This is a genomic window from Janthinobacterium longum, from assembly GCF_051380735.1.
GTDB lineage: Bacteria > Pseudomonadota > Gammaproteobacteria > Burkholderiales > Burkholderiaceae_D > Janthinobacterium.
On record NZ_JBNYXQ010000015.1, the window covers coordinates 25,015 to 49,393 of the forward strand.

General features: G+C 62.0%; 21 protein-coding genes. 3 read left to right on the plus strand and 18 right to left on the minus strand.

Annotated elements, in window-relative coordinates; all coding sequences use genetic code 11:
• Position 1: 1 nt before the first annotated feature.
• The 10 genes from ACQ4WM_RS23845 to ACQ4WM_RS23890 form a co-directional block, all read right to left on the minus strand.
• Positions 2-511, minus strand: coding sequence for a DUF1993 domain-containing protein (locus tag ACQ4WM_RS23845; protein WP_436549137.1), 510 nt, complete (start codon positions 509-511; stop codon positions 2-4).
• Positions 512-581: 70 nt separating this feature from the next.
• Complete coding sequence (locus tag ACQ4WM_RS23850) at positions 582-1,538, minus strand: DUF2167 domain-containing protein (RefSeq protein ID WP_436549138.1); 957 nt, start codon at positions 1,536-1,538, stop codon at positions 582-584.
• Positions 1,539-1,687: 149 nt separating this feature from the next.
• Positions 1,688-2,695 carry a succinylglutamate desuccinylase gene (locus tag ACQ4WM_RS23855; protein ID WP_436549139.1) on the minus strand — a complete coding sequence of 336 codons (1,008 nt, stop codon included), beginning with the start codon at positions 2,693-2,695 and terminating at the stop codon, positions 1,688-1,690.
• Positions 2,695-7,392, minus strand: a complete 4,698-nt coding sequence (locus ACQ4WM_RS23860; protein ID WP_436549140.1) for an NAD-glutamate dehydrogenase domain-containing protein — start codon at positions 7,390-7,392, stop codon at positions 2,695-2,697. Before ACQ4WM_RS23860 ends, ACQ4WM_RS23855 begins: the two co-directional genes overlap by 1 nt.
• Before the next feature lie 114 nt (positions 7,393-7,506).
• The gene (gene astB, locus ACQ4WM_RS23865; RefSeq protein WP_436549141.1) at positions 7,507-8,859 is read right to left on the minus strand and encodes an N-succinylarginine dihydrolase; all 1,353 of its coding nucleotides are present in this window, start codon (positions 8,857-8,859) and stop codon (positions 7,507-7,509) included.
• A gap of 9 nt (positions 8,860-8,868) precedes the next feature.
• Positions 8,869-10,359, minus strand: a complete 1,491-nt coding sequence (gene astD, locus ACQ4WM_RS23870) for a succinylglutamate-semialdehyde dehydrogenase (RefSeq protein WP_436549142.1) — start codon at positions 10,357-10,359, stop codon at positions 8,869-8,871.
• The gene (gene astA, locus ACQ4WM_RS23875) at positions 10,352-11,404 is read right to left on the minus strand and encodes an arginine N-succinyltransferase (protein ID WP_436549143.1); all 1,053 of its coding nucleotides are present in this window, start codon (positions 11,402-11,404) and stop codon (positions 10,352-10,354) included. Before astA ends, astD begins: the two co-directional genes overlap by 8 nt.
• Before the next feature lie 14 nt (positions 11,405-11,418).
• Positions 11,419-12,450, minus strand: a complete 1,032-nt coding sequence (locus tag ACQ4WM_RS23880; protein ID WP_436549144.1) for an arginine N-succinyltransferase — start codon at positions 12,448-12,450, stop codon at positions 11,419-11,421.
• An 86-nt stretch (positions 12,451-12,536) separates the two neighbouring features.
• Complete coding sequence (gene astC / locus ACQ4WM_RS23885) at positions 12,537-13,778, minus strand: acetylornithine/succinylornithine family transaminase (protein ID WP_436549145.1); 1,242 nt, start codon at positions 13,776-13,778, stop codon at positions 12,537-12,539.
• A gap of 142 nt (positions 13,779-13,920) precedes the next feature.
• Entirely contained in the window at positions 13,921-14,865 is a 945-nt protein-coding gene (locus tag ACQ4WM_RS23890; protein ID WP_436549146.1) for a GlxA family transcriptional regulator, read from the minus strand.
• 142 nt (positions 14,866-15,007) lie between these two features.
• On the opposite strand from ACQ4WM_RS23890, the gene ACQ4WM_RS23895 reads away from it, so the two are divergent.
• The 3 genes from ACQ4WM_RS23895 to ACQ4WM_RS23905 all read left to right on the plus strand — a co-directional run bounded on the left by ACQ4WM_RS23895 (position 15,008) and on the right by ACQ4WM_RS23905 (position 16,718).
• Positions 15,008-15,397: a MarR family winged helix-turn-helix transcriptional regulator gene (locus ACQ4WM_RS23895; RefSeq protein WP_436549147.1), complete on the plus strand. Its 390-nt coding sequence runs from the start codon at positions 15,008-15,010 to the stop codon at positions 15,395-15,397.
• Between the two features lie 39 nt (positions 15,398-15,436).
• Positions 15,437-15,721: a hypothetical protein gene (locus tag ACQ4WM_RS23900; RefSeq protein ID WP_308924034.1), complete on the plus strand. Its 285-nt coding sequence runs from the start codon at positions 15,437-15,439 to the stop codon at positions 15,719-15,721.
• Between the two features lie 148 nt (positions 15,722-15,869).
• Complete coding sequence (locus tag ACQ4WM_RS23905) at positions 15,870-16,718, plus strand: HDOD domain-containing protein (RefSeq protein ID WP_436549148.1); 849 nt, start codon at positions 15,870-15,872, stop codon at positions 16,716-16,718.
• Here ACQ4WM_RS23905 and ACQ4WM_RS23910 read toward each other — a convergent pair.
• From ACQ4WM_RS23910 to queA, 8 genes are all read right to left on the minus strand, one after another.
• Entirely contained in the window at positions 16,712-16,876 is a 165-nt protein-coding gene (locus ACQ4WM_RS23910; protein WP_436549149.1) for a hypothetical protein, read from the minus strand. The genes ACQ4WM_RS23905 and ACQ4WM_RS23910 overlap by 7 nt on opposite strands.
• 217 nt (positions 16,877-17,093) lie before the next feature.
• Complete coding sequence (locus ACQ4WM_RS23915) at positions 17,094-17,711, minus strand: glutathione S-transferase family protein (protein ID WP_436549150.1); 618 nt, start codon at positions 17,709-17,711, stop codon at positions 17,094-17,096.
• A 73-nt stretch (positions 17,712-17,784) separates the two neighbouring features.
• Complete coding sequence (locus ACQ4WM_RS23920) at positions 17,785-18,483, minus strand: helix-turn-helix transcriptional regulator (protein WP_436549151.1); 699 nt, start codon at positions 18,481-18,483, stop codon at positions 17,785-17,787.
• A 72-nt stretch (positions 18,484-18,555) separates the two neighbouring features.
• Entirely contained in the window at positions 18,556-19,578 is a 1,023-nt protein-coding gene (secF, locus tag ACQ4WM_RS23925) for a protein translocase subunit SecF (protein ID WP_436549152.1), read from the minus strand.
• An 85-nt stretch (positions 19,579-19,663) separates the two neighbouring features.
• On the minus strand, positions 19,664-21,529 hold the full coding sequence (gene secD, locus ACQ4WM_RS23930; RefSeq protein ID WP_436549153.1) for a protein translocase subunit SecD: 1,866 nt from the start codon (positions 21,527-21,529) through the stop codon (positions 19,664-19,666).
• Positions 21,530-21,598: 69 nt separating this feature from the next.
• Positions 21,599-21,886, minus strand: coding sequence for a preprotein translocase subunit YajC (gene yajC / locus ACQ4WM_RS23935; protein WP_436549179.1), 288 nt, complete (start codon positions 21,884-21,886; stop codon positions 21,599-21,601).
• Positions 21,887-22,127: 241 nt separating this feature from the next.
• On the minus strand, positions 22,128-23,267 hold the full coding sequence (gene tgt / locus ACQ4WM_RS23940; protein WP_436549154.1) for a tRNA guanosine(34) transglycosylase Tgt: 1,140 nt from the start codon (positions 23,265-23,267) through the stop codon (positions 22,128-22,130).
• Between the two features lie 9 nt (positions 23,268-23,276).
• Positions 23,277-24,332: a tRNA preQ1(34) S-adenosylmethionine ribosyltransferase-isomerase QueA gene (gene queA / locus ACQ4WM_RS23945; protein WP_436549155.1), complete on the minus strand. Its 1,056-nt coding sequence runs from the start codon at positions 24,330-24,332 to the stop codon at positions 23,277-23,279.
• Positions 24,333-24,379: the final 47 nt, after the last annotated feature.

A 24,379-nucleotide genomic window follows, 5' to 3' on the forward strand; every position in this document is an offset into this window, starting at 1 on the left:
ATCAGTCGTAAGGACCGAGGTAGTCCAGCTTGCCGATCACTACGCCGTTGTTGCGCAAGATGGCGTGGACCATGGAAACGTGGAAATAGAAGTTGGGCAGGGCGAAGCTGAGCAGGTAGTCATCACCGTTGAAGCGCTTGCCCTCGTCGGTCCAGTTCAGCACCACTTCGCGCTGGGCGCTGCCCGCCATCTGGCCGGCGTTCACGCCATCGATATAGGCAATCGTGTCGGCAATCCGTTGCTGTAACTGATCGAACGAGGTTTCATTGTCTTCAAAGCGCGGCGCCGGTATCGTGCTCAGGCGTTCGACCGACAGTTTCGCCGTATCGCTGACGCGCTGCACTTGCGCCGTCAGGTTCAGCATATCGGGCGCCAGCTGCGCACCGAGTAAAATTTCCGGCACGATGCCGCCCTGCTCGACATGGGCCTGCGCTTTTTCCAGCAGGCTTGAAACGACGCGCAAACCGCGCACGAAAACGGGAACGGTGGCCTGGTACATGGATACGGACATTCTTCACTCCTGAGTAGTTGCGATCAGCCAGTGTAGCCGAGGCCGGCCGAAGCCGTGCGCACGCAGCGGGCTACTTGTCCAGGTTGACCTTGCCGTCAACAGCATGCAGCGGCTGGCCGTCGGCCACCGGCAGCGTTTGCGGCTGCTTGCGCCTGCCCGTGAAAAATTTCCAGATGGCCGTGGCGCCGCCAAACAGCAAGACCAGCAGCACTTTCTTGAAAGCCAGCAGCAGCGCGATCAGCTTGCCAAACAGGCCCAGCTTGCTCGCCACGCCACCGGCCACCAGCGCCGCCAGGCCATATTCAGCCACCTTGTCGGTCTTGCTGTCGAAGTCGGCATAGCGGTTACCGGGCGTAAAGTCGGTAAATGCCGTCACCTGCCGCATCTCCTGTTTAATCGTGTCGATCTGGTCCATGCCGGCGATGGCGTTCAGGTTCAGCACGCCCTCGCGGCCCAGCACGCGCACGTTGTAGTTGAGCGAATGCGCGCCGCCATCGGCCATCAGATCCTTGGCCCAATACAGTTTATGGCTGTCCTTGGCATAACTGGGTTTTTCCGCCCAGCCCATCAAATGGATGGCGGGATAGCCCTGCTCCTTGCGCTCCTTGTTGTTTTCCAGGACCGACGCCTGCATGTCTTTCAGCAGCTCGTCGTACTTGATGCTGTCCGCATCGTCGTCCTTGATATGGCCTTCCTTTTCATACGTCACGATCACGCCCCAGCTATTGCGCTCGAGCACGCTGGTGGCGGCCGGCACGATCATGCCCAGCGACTCGAAACCCGGCGGATTGCCCCAGGCATCGACCAGCACACGCTCGGCGTCGGCCGGCGACAGGTAGCGGAAGTTGGCGGGCAAATCAAGGGTGGCGATAGCGCCGGGCAAGGTGATCTTGCCGGTCTGGAATTTCAACTGCGCCAGGAACTGTGCCTCGGTCATTTCCGGCGTGGCCGGCTTGTCGGCGGCATGGGCGCTGGCCATCAGGCCGGCAAAAGAGAAGCACACGACGGCCAGCAAATGTTTCAACATAAGGTATCCGGATGATCAGCAGGGAGGAACACTTATTTTAAATGAATAATTGCTCGATGGATAATTATTTCCGTGCGGAATCAGGATAAAAAAATGGCGCCAGGCAGGAAACCCTGCGCTGGCGCCATGGTCTTGTGCGTCGGTAAAAATCAGGCCACGCGCACCACCATCAGCCCGGCGCGCAGGCCGACGCGCACATCGGGATTCGGAAACACCACCAGCTCTTGCGCATGTTGCACCGTGTACACCGTGTCGCCATCGCTGGCGATCATGGCATGCTGCGGCAAGGACGTGAAATTGTGCGTGCTGCGGTCGAATGCCATGCGGAACGCATCGCTGTGCTTGATGATTTCCTGCGCCACCTTGAACACATGCGGCGCCGCCTTCACAGGCCGCGCCGGCAAGCCGCGCAGCAAGCCGTCCAGCGCCTGCGACACGTCGTCGAACAGCGACAAATTATTCTGGCCCAGTACGCCCACGCGGCCCAGTTCCACCGTGCTGGCAGCCGCACCACAATGCTCGGCCGAGTAATAGCTGTAGGTGCCGGCCGATTGCGGATTCATGATAATGGCGCCGATCGCCGCCTGGCCCAGCCAGTCTATCAGCGCCGCCCTGGCGCCCTCTTCCACCAGGTCCGGCACGATGGCAAAGGTCGGGTAGACGGACGGGCGTATCGCCGTGTGCAGGTCCAGGTGCCAGCGCCCTGGCCCCGCATCGCTGAAGAACGCCCTGGTCGCCGCGATCATTTCATCGGCGCGCGCGCTTTCCGCCGCTTGCGCCAGCGAACCGCGCACGGGACGGAACATGCGGTTCAGGTCCGCATCGATAAAGCGCTTGCCGGCGCGGATCGCGTCGACATTGCCGACGCAAACGAGCAGGTCGACCGCCAGCGATTGCGGTTGCCTCGACACGTCGCGCGACAGCGCGTCGAGCAGATGGGCCAGCACTTCGATCGGCCCCGTCTCGTCGCCATGCACGCCGACCGACAGCACCACGCTGGCGCGCGCTGCGTCAGGCTGGTTGCTCTTTACCTGCAGCATGCCGGGCGCCGGCAGCGCCACGGCAAAGCCGGCGTCGGCAAACAACTGCGCCACAAGCCTGAAGTCTGCCTGCGCCAGCGCTTGCACGGCCGGCGGCAAGCCGTGTGCTGCCGTCATCAGGCTGCCACTTCCGCTGGCACGCCACGGTTGACCGTCTCGGACAGGGTCCATACATCGAGCATGGCCTGTTCCAGTTCGGTTGCCGCGACATAGGCCGACAGGCCCAGTTCGCTCGTCACCGCATCGACGGCATTGCCTTCACCTTGCTCGGCGCGTGCCAGCACCTGCGTCAGCAAGCGCTGTTGCGTACGGCGCAGGGCTTGCTGGGCATAGCTGCGCAACTGTTCCTGCGATTTGCCTTGCGCGGCCAGCTTCAGGCCACGTTCCAGCGTGTCGATACCGGCCTGGCTGCGCAGGGCCAGGCCCATTTGCAAAAAGGCCGCCAGGTCCATCGCCGCAGGGCGCGGCACCGACAGGGCCGGGAACAGGAAACCCGCCACCACTTCCAGCGCATCGACCACATCCCAGGCCTGCACAAAGGCCGGGCTCAAGCCCGGTACCAGCGCCGCTTCCGACTTGATGCCGACCGCATTGAGCAGTTCACGTTTCGAGTGTGCGCCGAACAGGCCCGTCAGCTCGGCCAGGCCGGCACCGCGCAATTGCTCGCCCGGTACCGACAGCACGCCGGCCAGCATGGTCTTGTGCAGTGCGCGTGTTTGCGCATCGACCTTGATCGACACCTCGCGCGGAATGCTCAAGGCATCCGCATCGAGCGCGTCAAACACCGGCGCCAGGTTCAGTGCCACCCATGCCTGGCCCCATGCCAGGATCACGGTCGATTCGTCCACGTTGTACTCGGACGCCAGCTCGCGCAGCATCAGCGGGCCGCAACGGTTGACCACTTCATTGGCCAGCACGGTGGCGAGGATGGCGTTGGCCAGCGGATGGTCGAGCGCAGAACGGGTTTCTACCAGCAGCGACGGGAAGTAGGGTTTGAGCACCGGCTCGGCCCAGCTTTCCTCCGTCAACGGCAGGGTTGCCAGGATGCGCTTGTAGCGGTTCTTCACGTTGGCGATCACCACCGCCAGTTCCGGCGTGGTCAAGCCACGGCCGTCGGCCTTGCGGCGCGCCAGTTCGGCCACGGCCGGCAGTTGCTCCAGGTCGCGCGACAGGGCGCCTTCCTCTTCCAGGCTGGCGATCAGGGCCGCATAGCCATCCTGCACCGCGCCTTCGCTTTGCGCCTGCAGTTCGCGCACCAGCAAATGGGTCTGCTGCGTGTTGTCGCGCAGGACCAGGCGTTCGACGTCGTCCGTCATCGCATACAGTTCGCGGTTGCGTTCTGCTTCGGTCAGCTTGCCGGCATTGACTTCAACATCGAGCCAGATCTTGACGTTCACTTCATGGTCGGAGCAATCGACGCCGGCCGAATTGTCAATCGCATCGGTAAAGATGCGGCCGCCAGCGAGCGCGAATTCGATCCGGCCCGCTTGCGTGGCGCCCAGATTGCCCCCTTCGGCCACCACTTTCACGCGCAGCTCATTGCCGTTGACGCGGATCTGGTCATTGGCGCGGTCCTTGACCTGCGCATGGGTTTCGGTCGAGGCCTTGATATAGGTACCGATGCCGCCGTTGTAGAACAGGTCCACCGGGGCTTTCAGGATGCGGTGCATCAGCTCTTCCGGCGGCAGCGACACTTCCGCGATATCGAGCGCGGCGCGAATCTGCGGCGACAGTGGAATCGAGCGCGCGCTGCGCGGATACACGCCGCCGCCTTCCGAGATCAGGTCCTTGTTGTAGTCTTCCCACGACGAGCGTGGCAGTGCGAACATGCGTGCGCGTTCTTCGAACGAGACGACGACGTCCGGCGTCGGGTCGAGGAAAATATGGCGATGGTCGAACGCGGCCAGCAGTTTCAGCTGGCGCGACAGCAGCACGCCGTTGCCGAACACGTCGCCCGACATGTCACCCACGCCGACCATGGTGATCGGGGTAGTATTCATGTCGTGGTCCATTTCATAAAAATGGCGCTTCACGGCTTCGAACGCACCCTTGGCGGTGATGCCCAGTTTTTTATGATCGTAACCATTCGAACCACCCGAAGCAAACGCGTCGCCGAGCCAGAAGCCGCGCTGCACGGCGATGCCGTTGGCGATATCCGAGAATGTCGCCGTGCCCTTGTCGGCAGCCACCACCAGGTAGGGGTCGGCCTCGTCGTAGCAAACGGTGTCCTGTGGCGGCACGATATTGCCCAGCGAGCGGTTGTCGGTCACTTCCAGCAGGCTGGAAATGAACAGGCGGTAGACCGATTCGCCTTCGGCCGCGATGGTTTCACGCGCGGCGTCCTGCGGCATCTGCTTGCAGACAAAACCGCCCTTGGCGCCGGCCGGCACGATGACGGCGTTCTTCACCATCTGCGCTTTCACCAGGCCCAGCACTTCGGTGCGGTAGTCTTCCATGCGGTCCGACCAGCGCAGGCCGCCGCGGGCGACCGGGCCGCCACGCAGGTGCACGCCTTCGAAGCGGCGCGAGAACACAAAGATTTCGCGGTACGGGCGCGGTTCCGGCACCAGCGCCAGGCTGCTGGTGTCGAACTTGAAGATGATCTTGTCACCCTGTTGATTGTTCTGGAAGTAGCTGGTGCGCAGGGTGGCCGCCATCAGGTCGGCCAGCGCGCCCAGGATTTCCTCGGTATCGGCATGGTTGACCGACGCCAGGCCAGCCTTGATGCCGACGATGGTTTCCAGTGCGGCAGCGTGATGCTCATCGGACAGCGATGGATCGAAGCGCTGCAGGAAGGCGTCGACCAGGGCTTTCACCAGGGCCGGCTGGCGGCGCAGGCTCTCGGCGATATAGCGCACCGAGAAACGGCTGCCCGTCTGGCGCCAGTAGCTGGTATAGGCGCGCACCAGTTGCACTTCGCGCGTCGACAGGCCACCTTCGATCACCAGGCCATTCAGGCGGCCGTCTTCGACCGTGTCGTTGAACAGGGCGGCGAACAGTTCTTCGGCCACCTTGGCGACTCTCGGCTGCGCCAGCTTGGCGGCGCTGGTGGCGTCAACCGTCAGGCTGGTGACGAAATAGCGCGTGCCTTCGGGCGAGAAGATCGAATAGGCCTGCTCGCGGTCGATCGCCACGCCGGCGTTATGCAGCGCCGGCAGAATGGTCGACAGCGACGGCACGCGGTTGGCCGAATACAAGCGGATGGTGGTAACAAGGCCGGACTCGATGCGCACGGCCACGTTGGCCGGATCGGTATTGCGCAAAATGGTGTCGAGGTCGCGGTAGGCGACGGTCGGCGCGGTGGCAGCGACGTAATCAAGCGGCAAGGTAGCGCACAACTTGCGCAGGCTTGCGCGCAGGGCCACGTCCGGTACGGCGTCGGCAACGGCGGCAAAGCCGTTGTGCCAGCCATCGAGCACGCCCAGCAGGGGCTGTTCGATATCGGTTTCCAGGTCCAGCGGATAGCGCGCCGCATGGGCGATCAGGTAGACGCGCGCCAGCGGGCCGTCGGCCACCAGCGTCTGCATGCTGACATGGGTGGCGCCGGAACTGGTTTTCAGGGCTTTCGCCAGGGCGCTGGCGACGCTGGCGCTGTAGCGCTCGCGCGGCAGGTAGACCAGCACGTTCAGGTGGCGCGCATACACGTCGCGGCGCGCGAAAACCTTGGTGCGCGGCTGCTTGTACAGCGAAACGACGGTGCCGCACACTTGCACCAGCCAGTCCAGGTCCGCTTCCAGCGCTTCGGTGCGCGGCAGCGACTCGAGGATTTCACGGAATTTCTCGGCGCGGAAGCCTTGCTGGCGCACGCCGGCCAGGCTCAGTACCTTGGCCACGCGGCCGCGCGCAAACGGCAGCGCCGCCAGCGGGGTGGAATTGCCGGCACGCGTAAACAGGCCGACAAAGCAATGCTCGCCGAGGATGGCGCCTTGTGCGTCGGTGTCGCGCACGCCGATGAAATCAAGCTGCTGGTCGCGGTGCAAGGTGCCGGCCACATCGGCCTTGACGATGGACAAGGCGGAGTCGCGCTTGGCCAGGGTGTCGAAGTCGCCGGGAATATTGGCCAGGCTGGTATCGTAAATGGGATGGGTCGTGTCCTGCAGTACGCCGATGCGGCTCGGCAGGTCGCGCTCCAGTTCGCGCACGCCCGGCTTGACGCGATAGTAGCCGTAACCGAAGACTTCAAAACCACCGCTGCGTGCCCATTCCAGGAAGGCGGCCACTTCCGGGCCTTCTTCGCCCTGGGTGGCTGCAGCCACCGCCGACAGGCGCTCGCCCATGGCGACGCTGTCGCGGCGCACCACGGCAGCGTCGCGCGCCACCATTTCAATCGCATCGACCAGCGCGGCCTGCGCGTCAGGCACCAGTTCTTCGTCCAGCAGCACCAGCACATAGGACTCGAGCGGGTCGCCAGGCTGGCGCACCGCTTCCACGCTGCCATCAAGAGCGCGACGCACCGGCAGCACGGTATTCATCACGCCGCGCACGGCCAGGTGCTGGCGGCGCATGGCCATCACGATGGAGTCGACCAGGTAAGGCATGTCCTGGTTCAGGATCAGCAAGGCGCTCGCCATGCCGCCACGGCCATCGGCGTAGCGCAGGGTGGCGATCTGGCAGCCGTCGCTGCTGCGGGTAGCTGCCTGCGTGAAGCCGTCGACCAGCACCGGCGCCAGGCTGGCGGGCGCGATATCGGCCAGGTCTTCCGCGTCGAGCGAATCGAGCCAGGCTTGTACCAGTTCGGTGACGGGCTTGCTGGCCGCGCTGGCCTGCACCAGTTGCAGCGTTTGCGTGCGCAAATCTTGTGGCGTTTGGTTCATCTTGCATCTCCATGTCGTAGTGTATGTGCAGCGCGGCCATGCTTGCTTGTGGCTGGCCGGCCATGCTGGCTGGGGACGGGGTTGGCCCGTCCAATTCTGTATCGGGTGTTGCGGCTATTGCCAGGCCTGGCGATCGTACAATCCAGGCAAGTTGAGGATGATGGTCAATTCTTCAAGCGCCGCATGCACTTCCAGCGCCAGTTGCGGGTCCGCCAGGTCGGACGGTTCCAGATGGTCGCGGTAGTGCTTTTCCACCCAGGCCACCAGCCTATGGTACAGCGCTTCGGTCATGATCACACCCTGGTGCATGGCGCGCGCCTCGGTTTCAGTCAAGGCGACCCGCAAACGCAGGCAGGCCGGCCCGCCGCCATTGCGCATGCTCTGGCGCAGGTCGAAATGAATCAGCTCGTCGATCGGGCCGCCGTCGGCCACCAGTCCTTCCAGGTAGCGCGAGACGGCCTTGTTTTCGCAGCATTCCTGCGGAATCACCAGCGCCATCGTGCCGTCGTCTTTGCTCAAAAGCTGGCTGTTGAACAGATAGCTGGTCACGGCATCCTGGATAGGCACCTGGCCCGTGTCGACGCGCACCGCCGCCAGTTGCGCGCCGGCGTGCGCCACCGCGCGGCGCACTTGCGACAGGCTCGCCTCTTCATCGGCAAACGCCTGCTCGTGATAGAACAATACATTCCCGTTGCCAACCGCGATGACATCATTGTGAAACACACCCTGGTCGATCACCTCGGGATTCTGCTGCACGTACACCGTGCGTTTCGCCTCCAGCCCATGCAGGCGCGCCACGGCCTGCGACGCTTCCAGGGTCTGGCGCGCGGGATAGCGCTTCGGCGATGGCGCGGAAGGGTCGAACTCGACCCGGCCATACACGAACAGCTCCACCGACGGCGCACCGTGCGTGGCGCCCAGACGCGTATGGTTGGCCGCGCCCTCATCGCCAAACGCCGGCGTCGATGGCAGGGCATCGTGCACGGCAAAGTGTTTTTCATTGCCGAAGATGGCGCGCAGGCTGCGCGCCGACTGCGCGTGCTCGAAGGCGCGGTGCAGCTTGTTGTTCAGGTTGGCGGCCGTGAAATGCACGCGGCCATCCTGCGTGTCGGCCGACGGGCTGACGGTGGCAGCATTGGCAGTCCACATGGGCGAGGCGGAATAAGCGCAGGCCAGTATCACCGGCGACTCCTTGTACGCGCGCGCCAGCACGTCGGCGTCGGTACCGGTAAAACCTATAGAGCGCAGCAGGCGGAAGTTGGGCCGGTCCTGCGGCGGCAGCAAGGCTTGCGCAAAACCGCGCGCGGCCAGCGCGCGCATCTTGGCCAGGCCCTGCAAGGCGGCCTGCTTCGGGTTCGATGCGCTTTTTACGTTGCTGAACGAAGCGACGTTGCCGAACGAGAGCCCCGCATAGTTGTGCGATGGGCCAACCAGGCCGTCAAAATTGTATTCGCGCGTGCCGTGCATGGAGACTCCTTAGAAATGCAAACCGGGCGACAACTTGGCCGGCATGGACAAGGTCGCGTTCTCGATCGAAGCGACCGGATAGGCGCAGTAATCGGCCGCGTAATAGGCGCTCGGCCGATGATTGCCGGACTTGCCGATGCCGCCGAACGGCGCCGTGCTGGCCGCGCCCGTGGTTGGGCGGTTCCAGTTGATAATGCCGGCGCGCGCGCGCGTCTGGAATTTCTGCCACAGCTTGTCGTCGTCGGACAGCAGTGCCGCCGCCAGGCCGAATTCGGTGGCGTTGGCCACCTTCAGGGCGCTATCAAAGTCGGCGACGCGTATCACCTGCAGCAGCGGGCCGAACCACTCTTCATCAGGGATGCCTTTCGCATCGGTGACGTCGACGATGCCGGCCGTGACGAAGCCCGCTTCCGGGTTCAGCTGGCGCATCTGCAGCAGGCTGGTGCCGCCCCTGGCGACCATGTCCATCTGCGCCTGCACCAGGCGTTTGGCCACGGCGGCGGAGACAACAGGACCCATGAACGGTTCGGGCTGGGCGTTCGAGGCGCCCAGGCCCAGCTTGCCCGCCACTTCCACCAGGCGCGCGACAAAAGCAGCGCCGGCAGCGTTGTCCTGCACCACCAGCCGGCGCGCGCAGGTGCAGCGCTGGCCGGCCGACACAAACGCGGAAAAGATCGCATGGTGGACGGCCGCGTCCACGTCTTTGATGTCCCACACCACCAGCGCGTTGTTGCCGCCCATTTCCAGCGCCAGCATCTTGCCCGGCTGGCCGCCGAACTGGCGGTGCAAGCTGACGCCAGTCTGGCAGGAACCCGTAAACAGCACGCCGTCCAGCAAAGGGTTGGCGCCCAGCGCCACGCCGGTATCGCGCGCGCCGTTGACCAGGTTGATCACGCCATCAGGCACGCCGGCCTGCTGCCACAGCTGCACGGTTTTCACGGCCGTGCGCGGCGCATATTCGCTGGGCTTGAAGACGATGGTATTGCCGGCGATCAGGGCCGGCACGATATGGCCGTTCGGCAGGTGGCCCGGGAAATTGTACGGGCCAAACACGCCGAACACGCCGTGCGGGCGGTGGCGCAGCACCGCATCGCCATCGGCGATAGTGCTTTGCGTGATGCCGGTGCGCGCGTTATACGACTGCACCGAGATGTCGATCTTGTTGGCCATGGTGGCCACTTCCGTGCGCGATTCCCACAACGGTTTGCCGACTTCTTCCGAGATCAGCAGCGCCAGTTCTTCGGCATTCGCTTTGAGCAGGTCGCGAAAGCGCACGCAGGTGGCGATGCGCTCGTCGACGGGCGTATCGGCCCAGGCATCAAAGGCGGCGCGAGCAGCCACGCAGGCCTGCTCCACTTCCAGTTCGGTGGCGGCCAGGCTGGCCCAGGTCTGGCGGCCGGTGGACGGGTCGATGGTCACCAGTTCGGCGCCGCTGCCGGGCAGCCAGGCGCCGTTGATGAAGTTCGATGGGGCGGATGCTGGATTGAATTGTTCAGACATGGGTATGCTTCCTCGGGTTGAGTGGCAGCGTGCGCACGGTGTCGCCGTGCTGGCAGCGCAGCAGATGCAATTCATCGTCGTGCAAGGCCAGCTTGCCGCCTTGCGGCATGGCGTCGGTGACGATCATGCGGAAATCCTTCAGGTCGGTGTTCGACACCAGGTAGGGCTCGGCATCGGCCGGCACGGCGCAGGCGTCCGCGCCGCTTTGGGTATCGAGCACGGCCGGCAGGCTGTCGCGCATGGCGCGCAATTCGGACACGCGCGCCTGCAGCACGGGGCCGGCGTCGAAAATGTCGACATAGCCCTCGAAGTGCAGGCCTTCCTGTTCCAGCAAACGGCGCGCCGGCGCCGTGCTCAGGTGGACCTTGCCAATCACTTCCTGCGCTTCGTCGGGCAGGTAGGCCACGTACATCGGCTGGCGCGGCATCAGCTCGGCGATAAACGATTTCTTGCCCAGGCTGGTCAGGTCGTCGACATGGTGAAAATCCATCTTGAAGAAATGGCGGCCCAGGCCTTCATAGAATGGCGAGCTGCCGTCCTGGGCCTGGTAGCCGCGCATCTCGGCGATCAGCTTTTCCGTGAACAGATGCGGGAACTGGGCGATAAACAGGAAACGGCTTTTCGACAGCAGCTTGCCGTTGTTGCCGCTGCGGTAATCGGGATGCAGGAACAGCGAACACAGTTCGGTGCTGCCGGTCAGGTCGTTCGACAGATACAGCGTTTCCATGCGCGTAAACACATCGAGCTCGCGGCTGGAATGGACCAGGGTGCCGATGCGGTAATTGTAAAATGGCTCTTCCAGGCCAACCGCGCCCTTGATCGCGCACACGCCGGCCAGGCGGCCCGAATCGGTATCCTCCATGACGAACATGTAGTCGCGCTTTTCGGGCGGAATGGTTTCGGCGAACGAGGCGCAGGCAATGGCCAGGCGGTCGCCCAGCATGGTCATGTCGGGCTTCAATGTGGTCATGCCGGTGCCGACCTGGCTGGCCAGGCCGTACAGGGCGTCCAGGTCGGAAGCGTTGATGGCGCGAACTACTAGCATGCGGTGGGTCTCCCTTAGATGCGTACGCAGATGACGCTGTCGCCGGCGGACACCGCCAGCGCGTCGAGCAGGTCGGCCGGCAGGCCCACCGTGTCTTGCGCTTCAAGCGCATCGCAGGCGAACGTGACAGCGCGGAAATTGCGCTCGGCGCCAGAAGCGATAGCGTAATTGACTTTCAGGCCGGTGCGGCTGGGCGTCATGCCTGCCGTCACGCGGCGGGTCAGCGAACCGGTAAACGAGCGCAGCGAATTCTTGTGCGCCTGCAGGATAGGGCCGCCGTCGAAAATATCGATATAGTCGTCGGCTTCAAAACCCTCTTCCGTCAGCAGGTTGAAGGCCAGTTCGCCGCTCGGATGGATCTGGCCCATGGCCGCCTGCGCGTCGCCGGGCAGCAGCGGCACATAGACGGGATAGTGCGGCATCAGTTCGACGATCAGGGTGCGGTTGCGCGCGCCGCCGATGACTTTTTCGGCATCGAGAAAATCCATCTGGAAGAACTTGCGGCCCAGCGCATCCCAGAACGGCGACTGGCCGTTGCCGTCGGTGATGCCGGCCAGCGGCACGAAGAAGCGGTCGCCGAAACGGTGCGGTGCCAATACGGCAAACAGCAGCCGCGCGCGCGACAGCAGCGCCGCTTCCAGGCCTGCCTGCTCCATGTTGCGCACATAAAAGCCGGACAATTGCGAATACGCCGTCAGCTCCGAACACAGCGTCAGCGCATGCACGCTGTGGCTGATGTTCAGGTCACGCGAAACTTGCTGGATAACGTCGTTGCGAAAGGAAAAATAGGTGCCGTTCGAACCGGCAGAAGCGAAGATGGCAGCGGTGCCGAGGATGCTGTTATCGAGCAGCGATTCAAGCACGAACAGATACGATTCTTCGCTGGGGATATCGACGTGGGCGGCAAACGAGGCAATGGAGCGCTCGATGGAAGCGGCGATTTTCTCGCGCGTCTTCGGCAGCGTATGGACACCCGGCATGGTGACCGCAGCCAGCGCTTCCAGCGCTGCGATATCCGTAATTGCTACCGGACGGACAACATACATGGAGACTCCTTCAGTGCAGGGTAGAACCAAGCCGGCCCGCGGCAAAGGCGGCGGGCCGGTGAAGTGATGCGATGGCGTGTGAACGCTTATGCCTTGAGCAGGCCGTCGATGCCGGCGCGCAGCAGGCGGCCTGCTTCTGCGATCTGTTCGTCCGACACGATCAGCGCCGGCGCCAGGCGCACCACGTCCATGCCGGCGATCAGCACCATCAGGCCTTGCGCTTCGGCCGCTTTCTGGATGTCTTTCGCGCGGCCTTTCCAGGCATCGCTGACCACCAGGCCCAGCAGCAAGCCGCTGCCGCGCACCACCGAAAACACTTGCGGATAGTCGTTGATCAGGCTTTCCAGCATGGCGATGGTGTTGACGCTGGCTTGCTTGACGCGCGCCAGAAAGGCTGGCGTGTTGATCGTTTCCAGCACTTTCAAGGCGACGGTGGCAGCCAGCGGGTTGCCGCCGTAGGTGGTGCCGTGGGTGCCGACGTTCAGGGTTTGCGCCAGTTCTTCAGTGGTCAGCATGGCACCGATCGGATAGCCATTGCCCAGCGCCTTGGCAGCCGTCAGGATGTCTGGCGTGACACCATAGCCCATGTAGGCGAACAGCGCGCCGGTACGGCCCATGCCGCACTGCACTTCGTCAAAAATCAGCAGGGCGCCGGTCTTGTCGCACAGGGCACGCAGTTCTTTCAGGAATTCAGGGTTGCCCGGTACCACGCCGCCTTCGCCTTGCACCGGCTCGACGATCACCGCGCACACATCGTCACCGATGGCGGCGCGCGCCGCTTCGATATCGTTGTAGGCGATATGGTCGATCGATGGCGGCAGCGGCTCGAAGCCTTCCGTGTACTTGGACTGGCCGCCGACCGAGACCGTAAACAGGGTGCGGCCATGGAAGGAGCTGAAGCACGAGATAATGCGCGACTTGTGCGCGCCGAATTTGCCGTGCGCATATTTGCGCGCCAGTTTCAGCGCCGCTTCATTGGCTTCCGCGCCCGAATTGCAGAAGAAAGCGCGGTCGGCGAAAGTGGCTTCGGTCAGCGCTTGCGCCAGGCGCAGCACCGGCTCGTTGGTATAGCCATTGCCCAGGTGCCACAGGGTGTTGATCTGTTTGGTCAGCACTTCGACCAGCGCCGGATGGCAGTGGCCCAGGCTGTTGACGGCGATGCCGGAGGTGAAATCGAGGTAATGCTTGCCGGACTGGTCCCACAGATCGAGGCCGGCGCCGCGCACAGGCACCATCGCGGCAGGAGCGTAAGTGGGAACGAGAACCTGATCATAGGTTTCGCGGGTGACCGGACGAGCCGTTACGGTCGAATCAAGCTTGGCATTCATAGCATTCCCCATCAATATGTTAGGTACTCCCGCAACTACGACAGCTGCGCATGTACTGCATTATAAAAAGCGGGATGCTAAAACTCTTTTGAATCTGCGACAAGGATTTTCACAATTCATCACAGGAAAACCCTTGCTGCATCTAGCCTGGCGGCATCAGTTTACGCTGGCGCTCTTCCCTGGGCGTATTGCCGAACAGCGTGCCAAACGCGGTGGAAAAATGCGATCCGGACGAAAAACCGCACATCAGCCCCACTTGCACGATGGAATAGTGCGTATCAAGCAATAGTTGCCGTGATCTCTGCAGCCGCAGTTCCAGGTAGTAGCGCGACGGCAGGCTGCCCAGGTATTGCTTGAACAGCCGTTCCAGCTGGCGCCGCGACAGCCCGACCAGGCTGGCGATGTCGTCAGTTGACAGCGGTTCCTCGATATTGGTCTCCATTAAGGTGACCGCCTCCGACAGTTTCGGCTGCAGCACGCCGAAACGCGCTTGCAGGGCCACCCGCTGGCGCTCTTCCTTGCCGCGCACCTTGTCCACGCACAGCGCCTCCTTGACCAATGCCTGGGCGTCGGCGCCGAAGATGGTCTCGATCAGGGTCAGTGAAAAGTCGATGCTGGCCGCTCCGCCGCAGCAAGTCAGGTGGGGGCCGTCGATATCGAACAGGTGCGGCGTCAGGATGGCGCGCTCGGCCTTGGCTTCGGCATCCGCATACAGCGCCCAAGGCAGGGCGATGCGCACGCCGTCCATCACGCCGGCACTGGCCAGCCACAGCACGGCCGCGCCCACGCCGCCCCAGAATGGCGCCGAACGGCAGCGCTCGATCACGGCGCGGCACAATTCAGGGGCCAGCGGCGCTTCGGTCTCGTCGGCCACCAGCAAGGCCACATGCCAGTTGCCACCCTGGGCCGCCACCTGTTCGGGGGTGCGGATCTCCAGTTGCAGCATTGCCGGCCCCAGCGCACGCGCGCACAGGCGCAGCGGCTGCACCAGGCCGGCCCAAGTGATCGACTCGGCGTCGCCGGCATGGATCAGCAGCAAGCGCAGCGGTTTATCAAGGCCGATACGGGAGAGATTGGCAAAGGACATCGGCAGGCGCAGTCAGGTCAGGTGCTGGGGTGCGGACATGATACCGGAGTTCGGCCGTACCGGAAAAAAGCGGGCCACAAGGATATAATCACTGTCTATGGGTGAACGATATTTAAAAAGTATCCGGCTGCTGGCCGAATGCATGCAAGGCTTCGAACGCTTTTCGAGCGACTTTGTGCGCCAGTACGGCCTGACGCATGCCCAGTTCGACATTATCGCCACGCTGGGCAACACCTGCGGCATGCCCTACAAGGAGCTGGGCCAGAAGACCCTGATCACCAAGGGCACGCTGACGGGGGTGATCGAAAGGCTGGAACAAAAAGGACTGGTCAGGCGCGAACGCTGCACGCGCGACAAGCGCTCCTATTCCGTGCGCTTGAGTATTGAAGGTGAGCAAGTGTTTCATGAGGTGTTTCCCCAACTCACCAGGCAAGGGCAGCACTTGTTTGAAGGCTATACCGAAGACGATTTCAGCCGCCTGGAAACCACCCTGGCGCGACTGAAACAGGCCATTGCAAACGGCCACAGCTGAAAACTCATCAAGCATCTAACAATATCAAAGGAAACCAAGTTGAAAACTTCCCTGCTCGACGGCAAAAAACCTGCCCATTTCGATAAACACATCATCGGCAACCTGCTGCTCAACGCCAGCACACCGGAGCTGGTGCGCCAGGAAAAACTGATTATCGGCGTGCGCAACGAAGACGGCGAAATCTACCGCCTGATCGGTGCCACCAAGCACAACAGCTTCATGAACGCGGTCGAGGAATTGTTCGACCTGGGTTTGACCGATGAGCTGGAAGACAGTGATGAACTGGTGGAAGGTTGCGACGCGATCTTCAGTGAAGTGCTCTAATAACGCAAACGCTTCAAAGGGCATGCTGCACGCCGCAAGCATGCCCTTTTTCGTTTACGGGCTAGTTGCTTGCAACAACTTGCTTTATGTACGAAAAAATCAAGTTTAAAAAGTTCCGAAAAGAAATATTGCGAGTATAATTTTTTCGATGAACAGACTCGACGCCTTTAAAAGTATCGCCGCATCAGCTGGCCGTGGCGAGCTGACCTTCCCCGCCAATGTCAACGCTTCGCTCAAGCTGCAGCAGGCGCTGGCCGATCCCGATTGTCATATCGAGGCGGCCGCCAAGCTGGTGCAGGCAGACCCGCTGCTGGCTGCGCGCACGGTGGCGATCGCCAATTCGGCCGCCTTCAACCGTTCCGGCAATGAGATTACCAGCGTACGCAATGCGGTACAGCGCCTCGGTGTGCGTACCCTGCAATCGGTGGTCGCGTCCCTGATCGTGCGCCAGCTGGGCAGCACGATTACCGATCCGGTACTGCAGGCCAAGGCGGCGCAATTGTGGGAGCATACGGCCCATGTGGCGGCGCTGTCGCAGGTGATCGCGCGGCGCGTGACGAAGGTCGACGCCGATACGGCGCTATTTGCCGGCATCATGCATGAAGTAGGCGGCTTTTACCTGCTGTCGCGCGCGGCCGAGTTTCCAGGCCTGCTCGATGGCGAGCCGCAGGAATGGGTCGAGCATGGCGAGCAGGCGATCGGCCAGGGCGTGCTGGCCAAGCTGAAGGTTCCCGAAGCGGTGATGGGCGCGATTGCCTCGCTGTGGGAAGGCCTGCGCGCGATTCCGCCCGAGTCGCTCGGCGACACCCTGCTGCTGGCCAACGACCTGGCGCCGGTGGCATCACCGCTCAACGAAAGCCCGGCTGCGGTTGCCGTGCGCAATGCCCGCGCCGCGCGTGGCATCGATTGCCTGATCGGCGGCCAGGAAACGCTGTCGAGCATCCTCGCCGACGCCGACGAGGAAGTGCAGTCGCTGCTGCACGTGCTGGTTCACTGATCTTTCTTCACCGGCGCCACGGGCGCCGGTACCGGCCTGGCGCTCTCGACGACCAGCACATGCTTGTCCATCGCGGGTGTGCGTTGCTGCTGTTGCACCACCATGGTGGCGATCGCACGGGTACTGAGCAAAGGCCTGGGATGGCGTGGAAACAACATGGCTTTCCTTGTCATGATCGAATATTGCCTAGATGCAGGAACTTATCAAATTTTCAATCCACTGTCTATCCCAGTCATATCCGTCATGCCAAAAAAAAACCCGCTCGAAAGCGGGCAAAGTCCAAAGCTGGGGATGTCCTGAAAGAGACAGCCCTATCGTATGCGCGCCAATGGGCGCGCTCCGTACGCTGGCTCACTTAAATGCTGCAGTACCGGCCTACCACTGCGGATTGGTTTCCTGCCATGCCGGCAGTTGCTGCACACGCGCAAACCACGCTTGCAGATGTCCATACTGCGCCAGCGGCAGCGCGATCTTCTCGCCATACATCATCGGCGCGGCCAGGGCAAAGTCGGCCAGGGTCAAGCTGTCGCCACAGACCCAGCTGCGGCCGGCCAGGTGGTTGTCGAGCACGAAGGCACATTCGGCCAGTTCGCGTTCGCCGCGCGCCACTTCCAGTGGATCGGCCTCGCCGCAGCCCGTCATGCCCTTCCAGGCCAGTTCCCAGGTCAGCACGCCGATGGCGGGCGCGTAGTGCTGGGAACACCAGAACAGCCAGCGGTCGACATCGGCGCGCGCCTGCGCTTGCTCCGGATACAAGGTCTGGCCCGGCGCCTTGCTGGCCAGGTATTGCATGATGGCGCATGACTCCCACAGCAAAAACGTGCCGTCGGCCAGCACCGGCACCTTGACGTTGGGATTGAGCTCGGCCAGGCGGCGACGGTCGTCCATATTCATCAGGTCGACTTCGGCCAGTTCCACCGGCAGCTTGAGGTGGATCGCCGTCATCAGGGTGCGGCGGGCATTGGACGACATGGGGTTGTGATACAGGCGCATGGTGGCAGCTCCAGTGAGTGAAGAAGTCACCATGGTACGAGTGGACACTGACAGTTTTTGTCAGGAGCAAACACTAGCTTTCGGGCTCGATACCGTACATCTTGCGCCACACATTCAACAGCTCATAACGACGTTTGGGATAAGGTTCCCCACCGTTCACGCCAGCGATGCGGTCGATGCGGAAATGACGGTAGTCGCTGCGCAGTTCGCACCAGGCCGCCAGCACGCGCTTGCCGTCGAAATAGGCCAGCGCGAACGGCCAGACGGTGCGCTGCGTAACCCGGCCGTGCTCATCCTGATACGCCAGCGTCACCCGGCACTCATGGCGAATCGCCAGGCGCACCGGCTGCACGTAACGGTCGGCCAGAGCGCCGTCCTCGGCCGCCGCAGCCGGCGGCACCCACAAGCTGGTCTCGGCCATCGTGTCGCGCAGGTCACGCGGCGCGGCGGCGGCGATTTTCGCCAGCGCATTGCTGGCCGCCTGCGCCAGGGCCGCATCGCCCTGGCGGCGTACCCAGCGTGCACCGAGCACCAGCGCTTCGAGCTCGTCGGCATCGAACATCAAAGGCGGCAAAAAAGCGCCGCGCCGCAGCACATAGCCAACCCCTGCTTCGCCCTGCAATGGCGCGCCCAGTTCGGCCAGGGTCTGGATATCGCGGTATATCGTGCGTTCGGAAACATTGAGTTGCTGCGCCAGTTGCGCCGCCGTCACCGGCACCCGTTTGCCGCGCATGGCGTCCATCAGCAAGATCAAACGGCTGCTGCGGCTCATGATGTTTACTCCCAAAAAAAACGGCCACCTGCGGTGACCGTTCTGGCAAATCAACAATTCGGACGAACCGGCTTACACCACGGCGCCGTCGGTTTCGTCTTTTTCCTTGACCGGCTTGATCAGGTCTTCGCGCTTGACGCCCAGCCACATGGCGATCGCGGCCGCCACGAACACCGACGAGTAAATACCGAAGCAGATACCGATGGTCAGCGCCAGTGCAAAGTGGTGCAGGGTCTGGCCGCCGAAGATCAGCATCGACAGCACCATCATCTGGGTCGAGCCGTGGGTGATAATGGTACGCGAAATGGTGCTGGTAATGGCGCTGTCGATCACCTCATGCACGGTGGCTTTGCGCTGCTTGCGGAAGTTTTCGCGGATACGGTCAAAGATCACCACCGATTCATTGACGGAGTAGCCGAGCACGGCCAGGATCGCCGCCAGCACCGTCAGCGAGAATTCCCACTGGAAGTAAGCGAAGAAGCCCAGGATGATCACCACGTCGTGCAAGTTGGCGATAATTGCCGAGACAGCGTATTTCCATTCGAAACGCACGGCCAGATAGGCCATCACAAACAATACCACCATGACAATCGCATTCAGGCCGTTCTGCGCCAGTTCTTCGCCCACTTGCGGGCCGACGAATTCAACTTTTTGCAGCACGACCGCTTCATTGCCGGCCGCGTCCATGCAGGCACTTTTCAGCACGTGCTCGCCTTTTTCGGTAACGGTGTCGATCGCCTTGGTGCTGCCCTGCTCGACCTTGCACAGTGCGTCAAACACGCGCAGCGAGGTATTGGCGGCCGACACGCCTTTTTCCACCGGCAGGCGGATCATCACGTCGCGCGCCGTATCGAAGCTGGTCACGCCGGGCTCTTCATAGCCCATCTTGATCAGGGTGCCGCGTATGCTTTCCAGGTTGGCGGCCTTGGGGTACTTGACCTCCATCACTGTGCCGCCCTTGAACTCGACCGACAGGTGCAAGCCCTTGTGGAACAGGAAGAAGACGGCTGCCACGAATGTCAGTGCCGAAATCACGTTGAAAATCAACGCATGGCGCATGAAGGGAATATCTTTTTTGATCCGGAAAAATTCCATGAAATCCTCTGAGTTCTGTTCTGTACGTCCGGCGGCTGGGCCACCGGACGCTATCGCTGTTGACGCTATGTAGGTAGGGCCTTGCTTATTTGCTCGTACCCGGTACCCAGACCGTGCCAATCGACAGGCTGGTCAGCTTTTTCTTGCGGCCATACCAGAGGTTGACCACGCCGCGCGAAACAAACACCGAGGAGAACATCGAGGTCAGGATGCCCAGGCAATGCACGACGGCAAAGCCGCGCACCGGACCGCTGCCGAAAGCCAGCAGCGCCAGGCCGACGATCAGCGTAGTCACGTTCGAATCGAGAATCGTGGCCCAGGCATGGTCGAAGCCGGCGGAAATGGCGGCCTGTGGCGAGTTGCCGGCGCGCAGCTCTTCACGGATACGTTCATTGATCAGCACGTTGGCGTCAATCGCCATGCCCAGCGCCAGCGCAATCGCGGCAATACCGGGCAAGGTCAGGGTCACCTGTATCATCGACAGCAAGCCGATCAGCAACAGCAGGTTGGTGGCCAGGGCCAGCACGCTGAAGGCGCCGAACAGCATGTAGTAGGCGACCATAAAGATGGCGATGGCAATAAAGCCATACAAGGTCGAATGGAAACCTTTGGCGATATTTTCAGCACCCAGTTGCGGTCCGATCGTGCGTTCTTCGATTACCGTCATCGGCGCCGACAGGGCGCCCGAGCGCAGCAGCAGTGCCAATTCATTGGCGTTTTCCGCGCCGCCCATGCCGGTGATCTGGAAGCGCGAACCGAGTTCCTGCTGGATGGTGGCGACCGACAATACTTCAGGCTTGCCTTTTTCAAACAGCACGATGGCCATGCGCTTGCCCACGCGTTCGCGGGTCGCTTCGCGCATCTTGCGCCCGCCATCGCCGTTCAGGTCGATCGACACGGCCGCCTGCTGGTTCTGGTCGAAGCTGGCGGTAGCGCTGGAGATATAGTCGCCTGTCAGGATCACGTCTTTCGACAGCACCACCGGCACGCCTTTGCCGACGGTGAACAGTTCGGAATTGAACGGAATCGCACTCGACAGTTCGGTGCCAGGGACGATGTTTTCATCGACCAGGCGCACTTCCAGGGTAGCGGTGCGGCCGATAATGGCTTTTGCACGCGCCACGTCCTGCACGCCAGGCAGTTGCACCACGATGCGGTCGGGGCCTTGCTGCTGGATCAGCGGCTCGGAGACGCCCAATTCGTTGACGCGCTTGGACAGGGTCGAGATATTCTGTTTCACGCCTTCGTCAACCGTGGCCTTCAGGGCCGCCGGTTTCAGGCTGACCACCAGTTTCAGGTCACTGCCGCTGCCGGTGTCGGCAAACGCCAGGTCGCTCATCTGGTCGGCCAGCGTATTTCTTGCCTTCTGGCGCGTATCGGCGTCGCGGAAATTGATTTCAATGTTGTCGCCCACACGGTCGATGCCGGCATGGCGGATATTCTTGTCACGCAGAATGCTGCGCGAAGCGGACTGGATGCCCTGTACTTTCTTGGTCAGTACGGCTTTCGCGTCGACCTGCATCAGGAAGTGCACGCCACCGCGCAAGTCCAGGCCCAGGTACATCGGCAAGGCGTGCAGTTTCTGCATCCACATGGGGGTATTGGCCTGCAGATTGACCGTCACGATGTATGCAGGGTCGCTGGCATCGGGGTTCAGGTCTTTTTCCAGCACCAGCTTGGCCTTGAACTGGGTATCGGGATCGGCGAAACGCACGCGCACGGAGGCCAGGTTGCCGGCCCCATCCATAGTGACACCCTCCGACTTGATGCTTTCTTTCGTCAATATCTGATCGACTTGCGTCATCAGTTCGCTGGTCACCTTGACGGTAGAGCGGCCACTGGTTACCTGCAACGCCGGTGATTCACCGAAATAATTGGGCACCGTGTATAGCATGCCCAGCAATAAGGCGACGGCGATGAGTATGTATTTCCAGACAGGGTAGCGATTCATATTGATTCAGCGTTCAGTGTTGAGCGTCGGAGGCATCAAAGGGGCGGCGCTAGCCACCCCGGAGCAGGATTACAGCGCCTTCAGCGTGCCTTTGGGCAGCAAGGTGGTGATGGCGCTTTTCTGTACCGTCACCTCGGTAGCGGTGGCCACTTCGATGGTGACGTAGGTGTCCACTACCTTGACAACGCGGCCCAGCATGCCGCCGACAGTGATGACTTCATCACCCTTGGCCAGCGCGTCCATCATCGCCCGTTGTTCTTTTGCGCGTTTTTGCTGTGGGCGTATCATCAGGAAATACATGACCACAAACATCAATACCAGCGGCAAGAAGCTGGTCAGGTTGCTGCCGAGGCCCATGGCATCGGCAGGGGCTTGCGCGTAAGCGTTGGAAATGAAAAACACGGTGACTCCAGTTCTAATCAGTTTGGAAAAATAGCGCTGTATTCTAGCATCGGCTGTCGTCCACCTTGCCCAAATGCCGGCATGGCAGCTTCAAATGGGGCTAAAAAAGCATTATGCAATGCTTTCATGCCCCAAACCAAGCACCAGAACAGAAAACATCCGGCGAGGGCTACGTTGTACTTGCTCTAAGGATTTCTTAAGTTCCGCGTGCACGTTCTGCATGGAACTGCAATGTAAATGCATGGAAACGGTCTTCATCGAGCGCTTCGCGCATCTGGCGCATCAGGTCCAGGTAGTAATGCAGGTTATGGATGGTGTTCAGGCGCGCGCCGAGGATTTCCTTCGAGCGGTGCAGATGGTGCAGATAAGCGCGCGAAAAATTGCGGCAGGCGTAGCAGCTGCAGGTTTCGTCGAGCGGTGCCTGGTCTTCCTTGTATTTGGCGTTCTTGATCTTGATGTCGCCAAAACGCGTGAACAGCCAGCCATTCCTTGCGTTACGGGTCGGCATCACGCAATCGAACATGTCGATGCCGTTCGAAACACCGGCTACCAGGTCTTCCGGCGTGCCAACACCCATCAGGTAGTGCGGCTTGTTGGCCGGCAGGCGCGGGCCGACATGGGCCAGCATGCGCATCATGTCTTCCTTCGGCTCACCGACCGACAGGCCGCCGATGGCCAGGCCCGGGAAGTCGATTTCTTCGAGCTTGGCCAGCGACTCGTCGCGCAGCATTTCATACATGCCGCCCTGCACGATGCCGAACAGCGCATTCGGGTTTTCGCCACGGTGGAATTCGTCCTTCGAGCGCTGCGCCCAGCGCAGCGACATGCGCATCGACTTGGCCGCTTCTTCCAGCGTGGCCGGACGGCCGGCAATTTCGTACGGCGTGCATTCGTCAAACTGCATCACGATGTCGGAATTCAACACGCGCTGCACCTGCATCGACACTTCCGGCGACAAAAACAGTTTATCGCCGTTGATCGGCGAATTGAAATGCACGCCCTCTTCCGTGATCTTGCGCATGGCGCCCAGCGAAAACACCTGGAAACCGCCCGAGTCCGTCAGAATCGGCTTGTTCCAGCCCATGAAACCATGCAGGCCGCCAAATTTTTCCATGACGGTATTGCCAGGACGCAGCCACAAGTGAAACGTGTTGCCAAGAATAATCTGCGCATCGATTTCATTGAGCTCCAGCGGCGACATGGCTTTCACGGAACCGTAAGTGCCCACTGGCATGAAGATCGGCGTCTGCACGACGCCATGGTTCAGTTTCAGGGTGCCGCGGCGCGCTTTGGTCAAGCCGCTCGTATCGGTCTTGAGTAAAGTAAATTCCAGCATGTCAGTCTTTCACGGAAGGGGCGATAAGGTGATACTCAGCGGGGCGCGCGATTGCGTGGTCAGCAGCATCGCGTCGCCATAGCTGAAGAAACGGTAGTTCCGGGCGATCGCATGCGCGTAGGCATGGCGGATCGGCTCATAGCCGGCAAACGCCGACACCAGCATCAGCAGGGTCGATTTCGGCAGGTGGAAATTGGTGATCAGCCGCGTGACGGTTTTAAACGCATAGCCAGGCGTGATGAACAGGGCCGTGTCGGCGCTGCCCGCTTCGAGCTGGCCGCTTTGCGAGGCCGACTCCAGCGCGCGCAGGCTGGTGGTGCCGACCGCCACCACGTCACGGCCAGCCTGCTGCGTGGCGCGCACGGCGTCGACGGTTTCCTGCGGCATGGTGTACCACTCGGTATGCATCTTGTGCTCGGCCAGCACCTCGGTGCGCACCGGCTGGAAGGTGCCGGCGCCCACGTGCAGGGTCACATAGGCGAAATTGACGCCTTTCGCTTTCAGCTGGTCGAGCAGGGTCTGGTCGAAATGCAGGCCGGCGGTCGGCGCGGCGACGGCGCCGGGCACTTTGCTGAACACCGTCTGGTAGCGCGTTTCGTCGAACTCGTCGGCGTCGTGCTCGATATACGGCGGCAGCGGCAAACGGCCATGCGCTTCGATCAGCTCGAACACGTCGGCGTCGAAGTGCAAGGTGAAAAATTCGCCGGCGCGCTGGCCGACCGTGACGTCGAATGCATCTGCCAGGCGGATGCGGCAACCGGGCGGCGGCGACTTCGAGGCGCGCACCTGGGCCAGCACGGTGCGCTCGTCGAGCACGCGCTCGACCAGGGCCTCGATCTTGCCGCCGCTTTCCTTGACGCCAAAGAAGCGCGCTTTCAGCACGCGCGTGTCGTTCATTACCAGCAAATCGCCGGCCTGCAGCAGATTGACGATATCGGCAAAGCTGCGGTCAGCCACGGCGTCGCCGTCCAGGTGCAACAGGCGCGAGGCGCTGCGCTCGGCCAAAGGAGTTTGCGCAATATTTTCTTGCGGCAAATTGAAATCGAAATCGGAGAGCGAATACATGCGTTTTGCTTGAAAAGTACGTCAACAATGATTAGGAGTGCGCGATG

Coding starts and splice junctions, on each gene's coding strand:
- ACQ4WM_RS23905 (WP_436549148.1), top strand. CDS start 15,870: ATGAACAGACTCGACGCCTTTAAAAGTATCGCCGCATCAGCTGGCCGT.
- secD (WP_436549153.1), bottom strand. CDS start 21,529: ATGAATCGCTACCCTGTCTGGAAATACATACTCATCGCCGTCGCCTTA.
- yajC (WP_436549179.1), bottom strand. CDS start 21,886: ATGGGCCTCGGCAGCAACCTGACCAGCTTCTTGCCGCTGGTATTGATG.
- astC (WP_436549145.1), bottom strand. CDS start 13,778: ATGAATGCCAAGCTTGATTCGACCGTAACGGCTCGTCCGGTCACCCGC.
- ACQ4WM_RS23880 (WP_436549144.1), bottom strand. CDS start 12,450: ATGTATGTTGTCCGTCCGGTAGCAATTACGGATATCGCAGCGCTGGAA.
- tgt (WP_436549154.1), bottom strand. CDS start 23,267: ATGCTGGAATTTACTTTACTCAAGACCGATACGAGCGGCTTGACCAAA.
- ACQ4WM_RS23860 (WP_436549140.1), bottom strand. CDS start 7,392: ATGAACCAAACGCCACAAGATTTGCGCACGCAAACGCTGCAACTGGTG.
- astD (WP_436549142.1), bottom strand. CDS start 10,359: ATGTCTGAACAATTCAATCCAGCATCCGCCCCATCGAACTTCATCAAC.
- ACQ4WM_RS23895 (WP_436549147.1), top strand. CDS start 15,008: ATGCAAGGCTTCGAACGCTTTTCGAGCGACTTTGTGCGCCAGTACGGC.
- ACQ4WM_RS23890 (WP_436549146.1), bottom strand. CDS start 14,865: ATGTCCTTTGCCAATCTCTCCCGTATCGGCCTTGATAAACCGCTGCGC.
- ACQ4WM_RS23855 (WP_436549139.1), bottom strand. CDS start 2,695: ATGACGGCAGCACACGGCTTGCCGCCGGCCGTGCAAGCGCTGGCGCAG.
- ACQ4WM_RS23915 (WP_436549150.1), bottom strand. CDS start 17,711: ATGCGCCTGTATCACAACCCCATGTCGTCCAATGCCCGCCGCACCCTG.
- secF (WP_436549152.1), bottom strand. CDS start 19,578: ATGGAATTTTTCCGGATCAAAAAAGATATTCCCTTCATGCGCCATGCG.
- astA (WP_436549143.1), bottom strand. CDS start 11,404: ATGCTAGTAGTTCGCGCCATCAACGCTTCCGACCTGGACGCCCTGTAC.
- ACQ4WM_RS23845 (WP_436549137.1), bottom strand. CDS start 511: ATGTCCGTATCCATGTACCAGGCCACCGTTCCCGTTTTCGTGCGCGGT.
- ACQ4WM_RS23920 (WP_436549151.1), bottom strand. CDS start 18,483: ATGAGCCGCAGCAGCCGTTTGATCTTGCTGATGGACGCCATGCGCGGC.
- astB (WP_436549141.1), bottom strand. CDS start 8,859: ATGCACGGCACGCGCGAATACAATTTTGACGGCCTGGTTGGCCCATCG.
- ACQ4WM_RS23910 (WP_436549149.1), bottom strand. CDS start 16,876: ATGTTGTTTCCACGCCATCCCAGGCCTTTGCTCAGTACCCGTGCGATC.
- ACQ4WM_RS23850 (WP_436549138.1), bottom strand. CDS start 1,538: ATGTTGAAACATTTGCTGGCCGTCGTGTGCTTCTCTTTTGCCGGCCTG.
- queA (WP_436549155.1), bottom strand. CDS start 24,332: ATGTATTCGCTCTCCGATTTCGATTTCAATTTGCCGCAAGAAAATATT.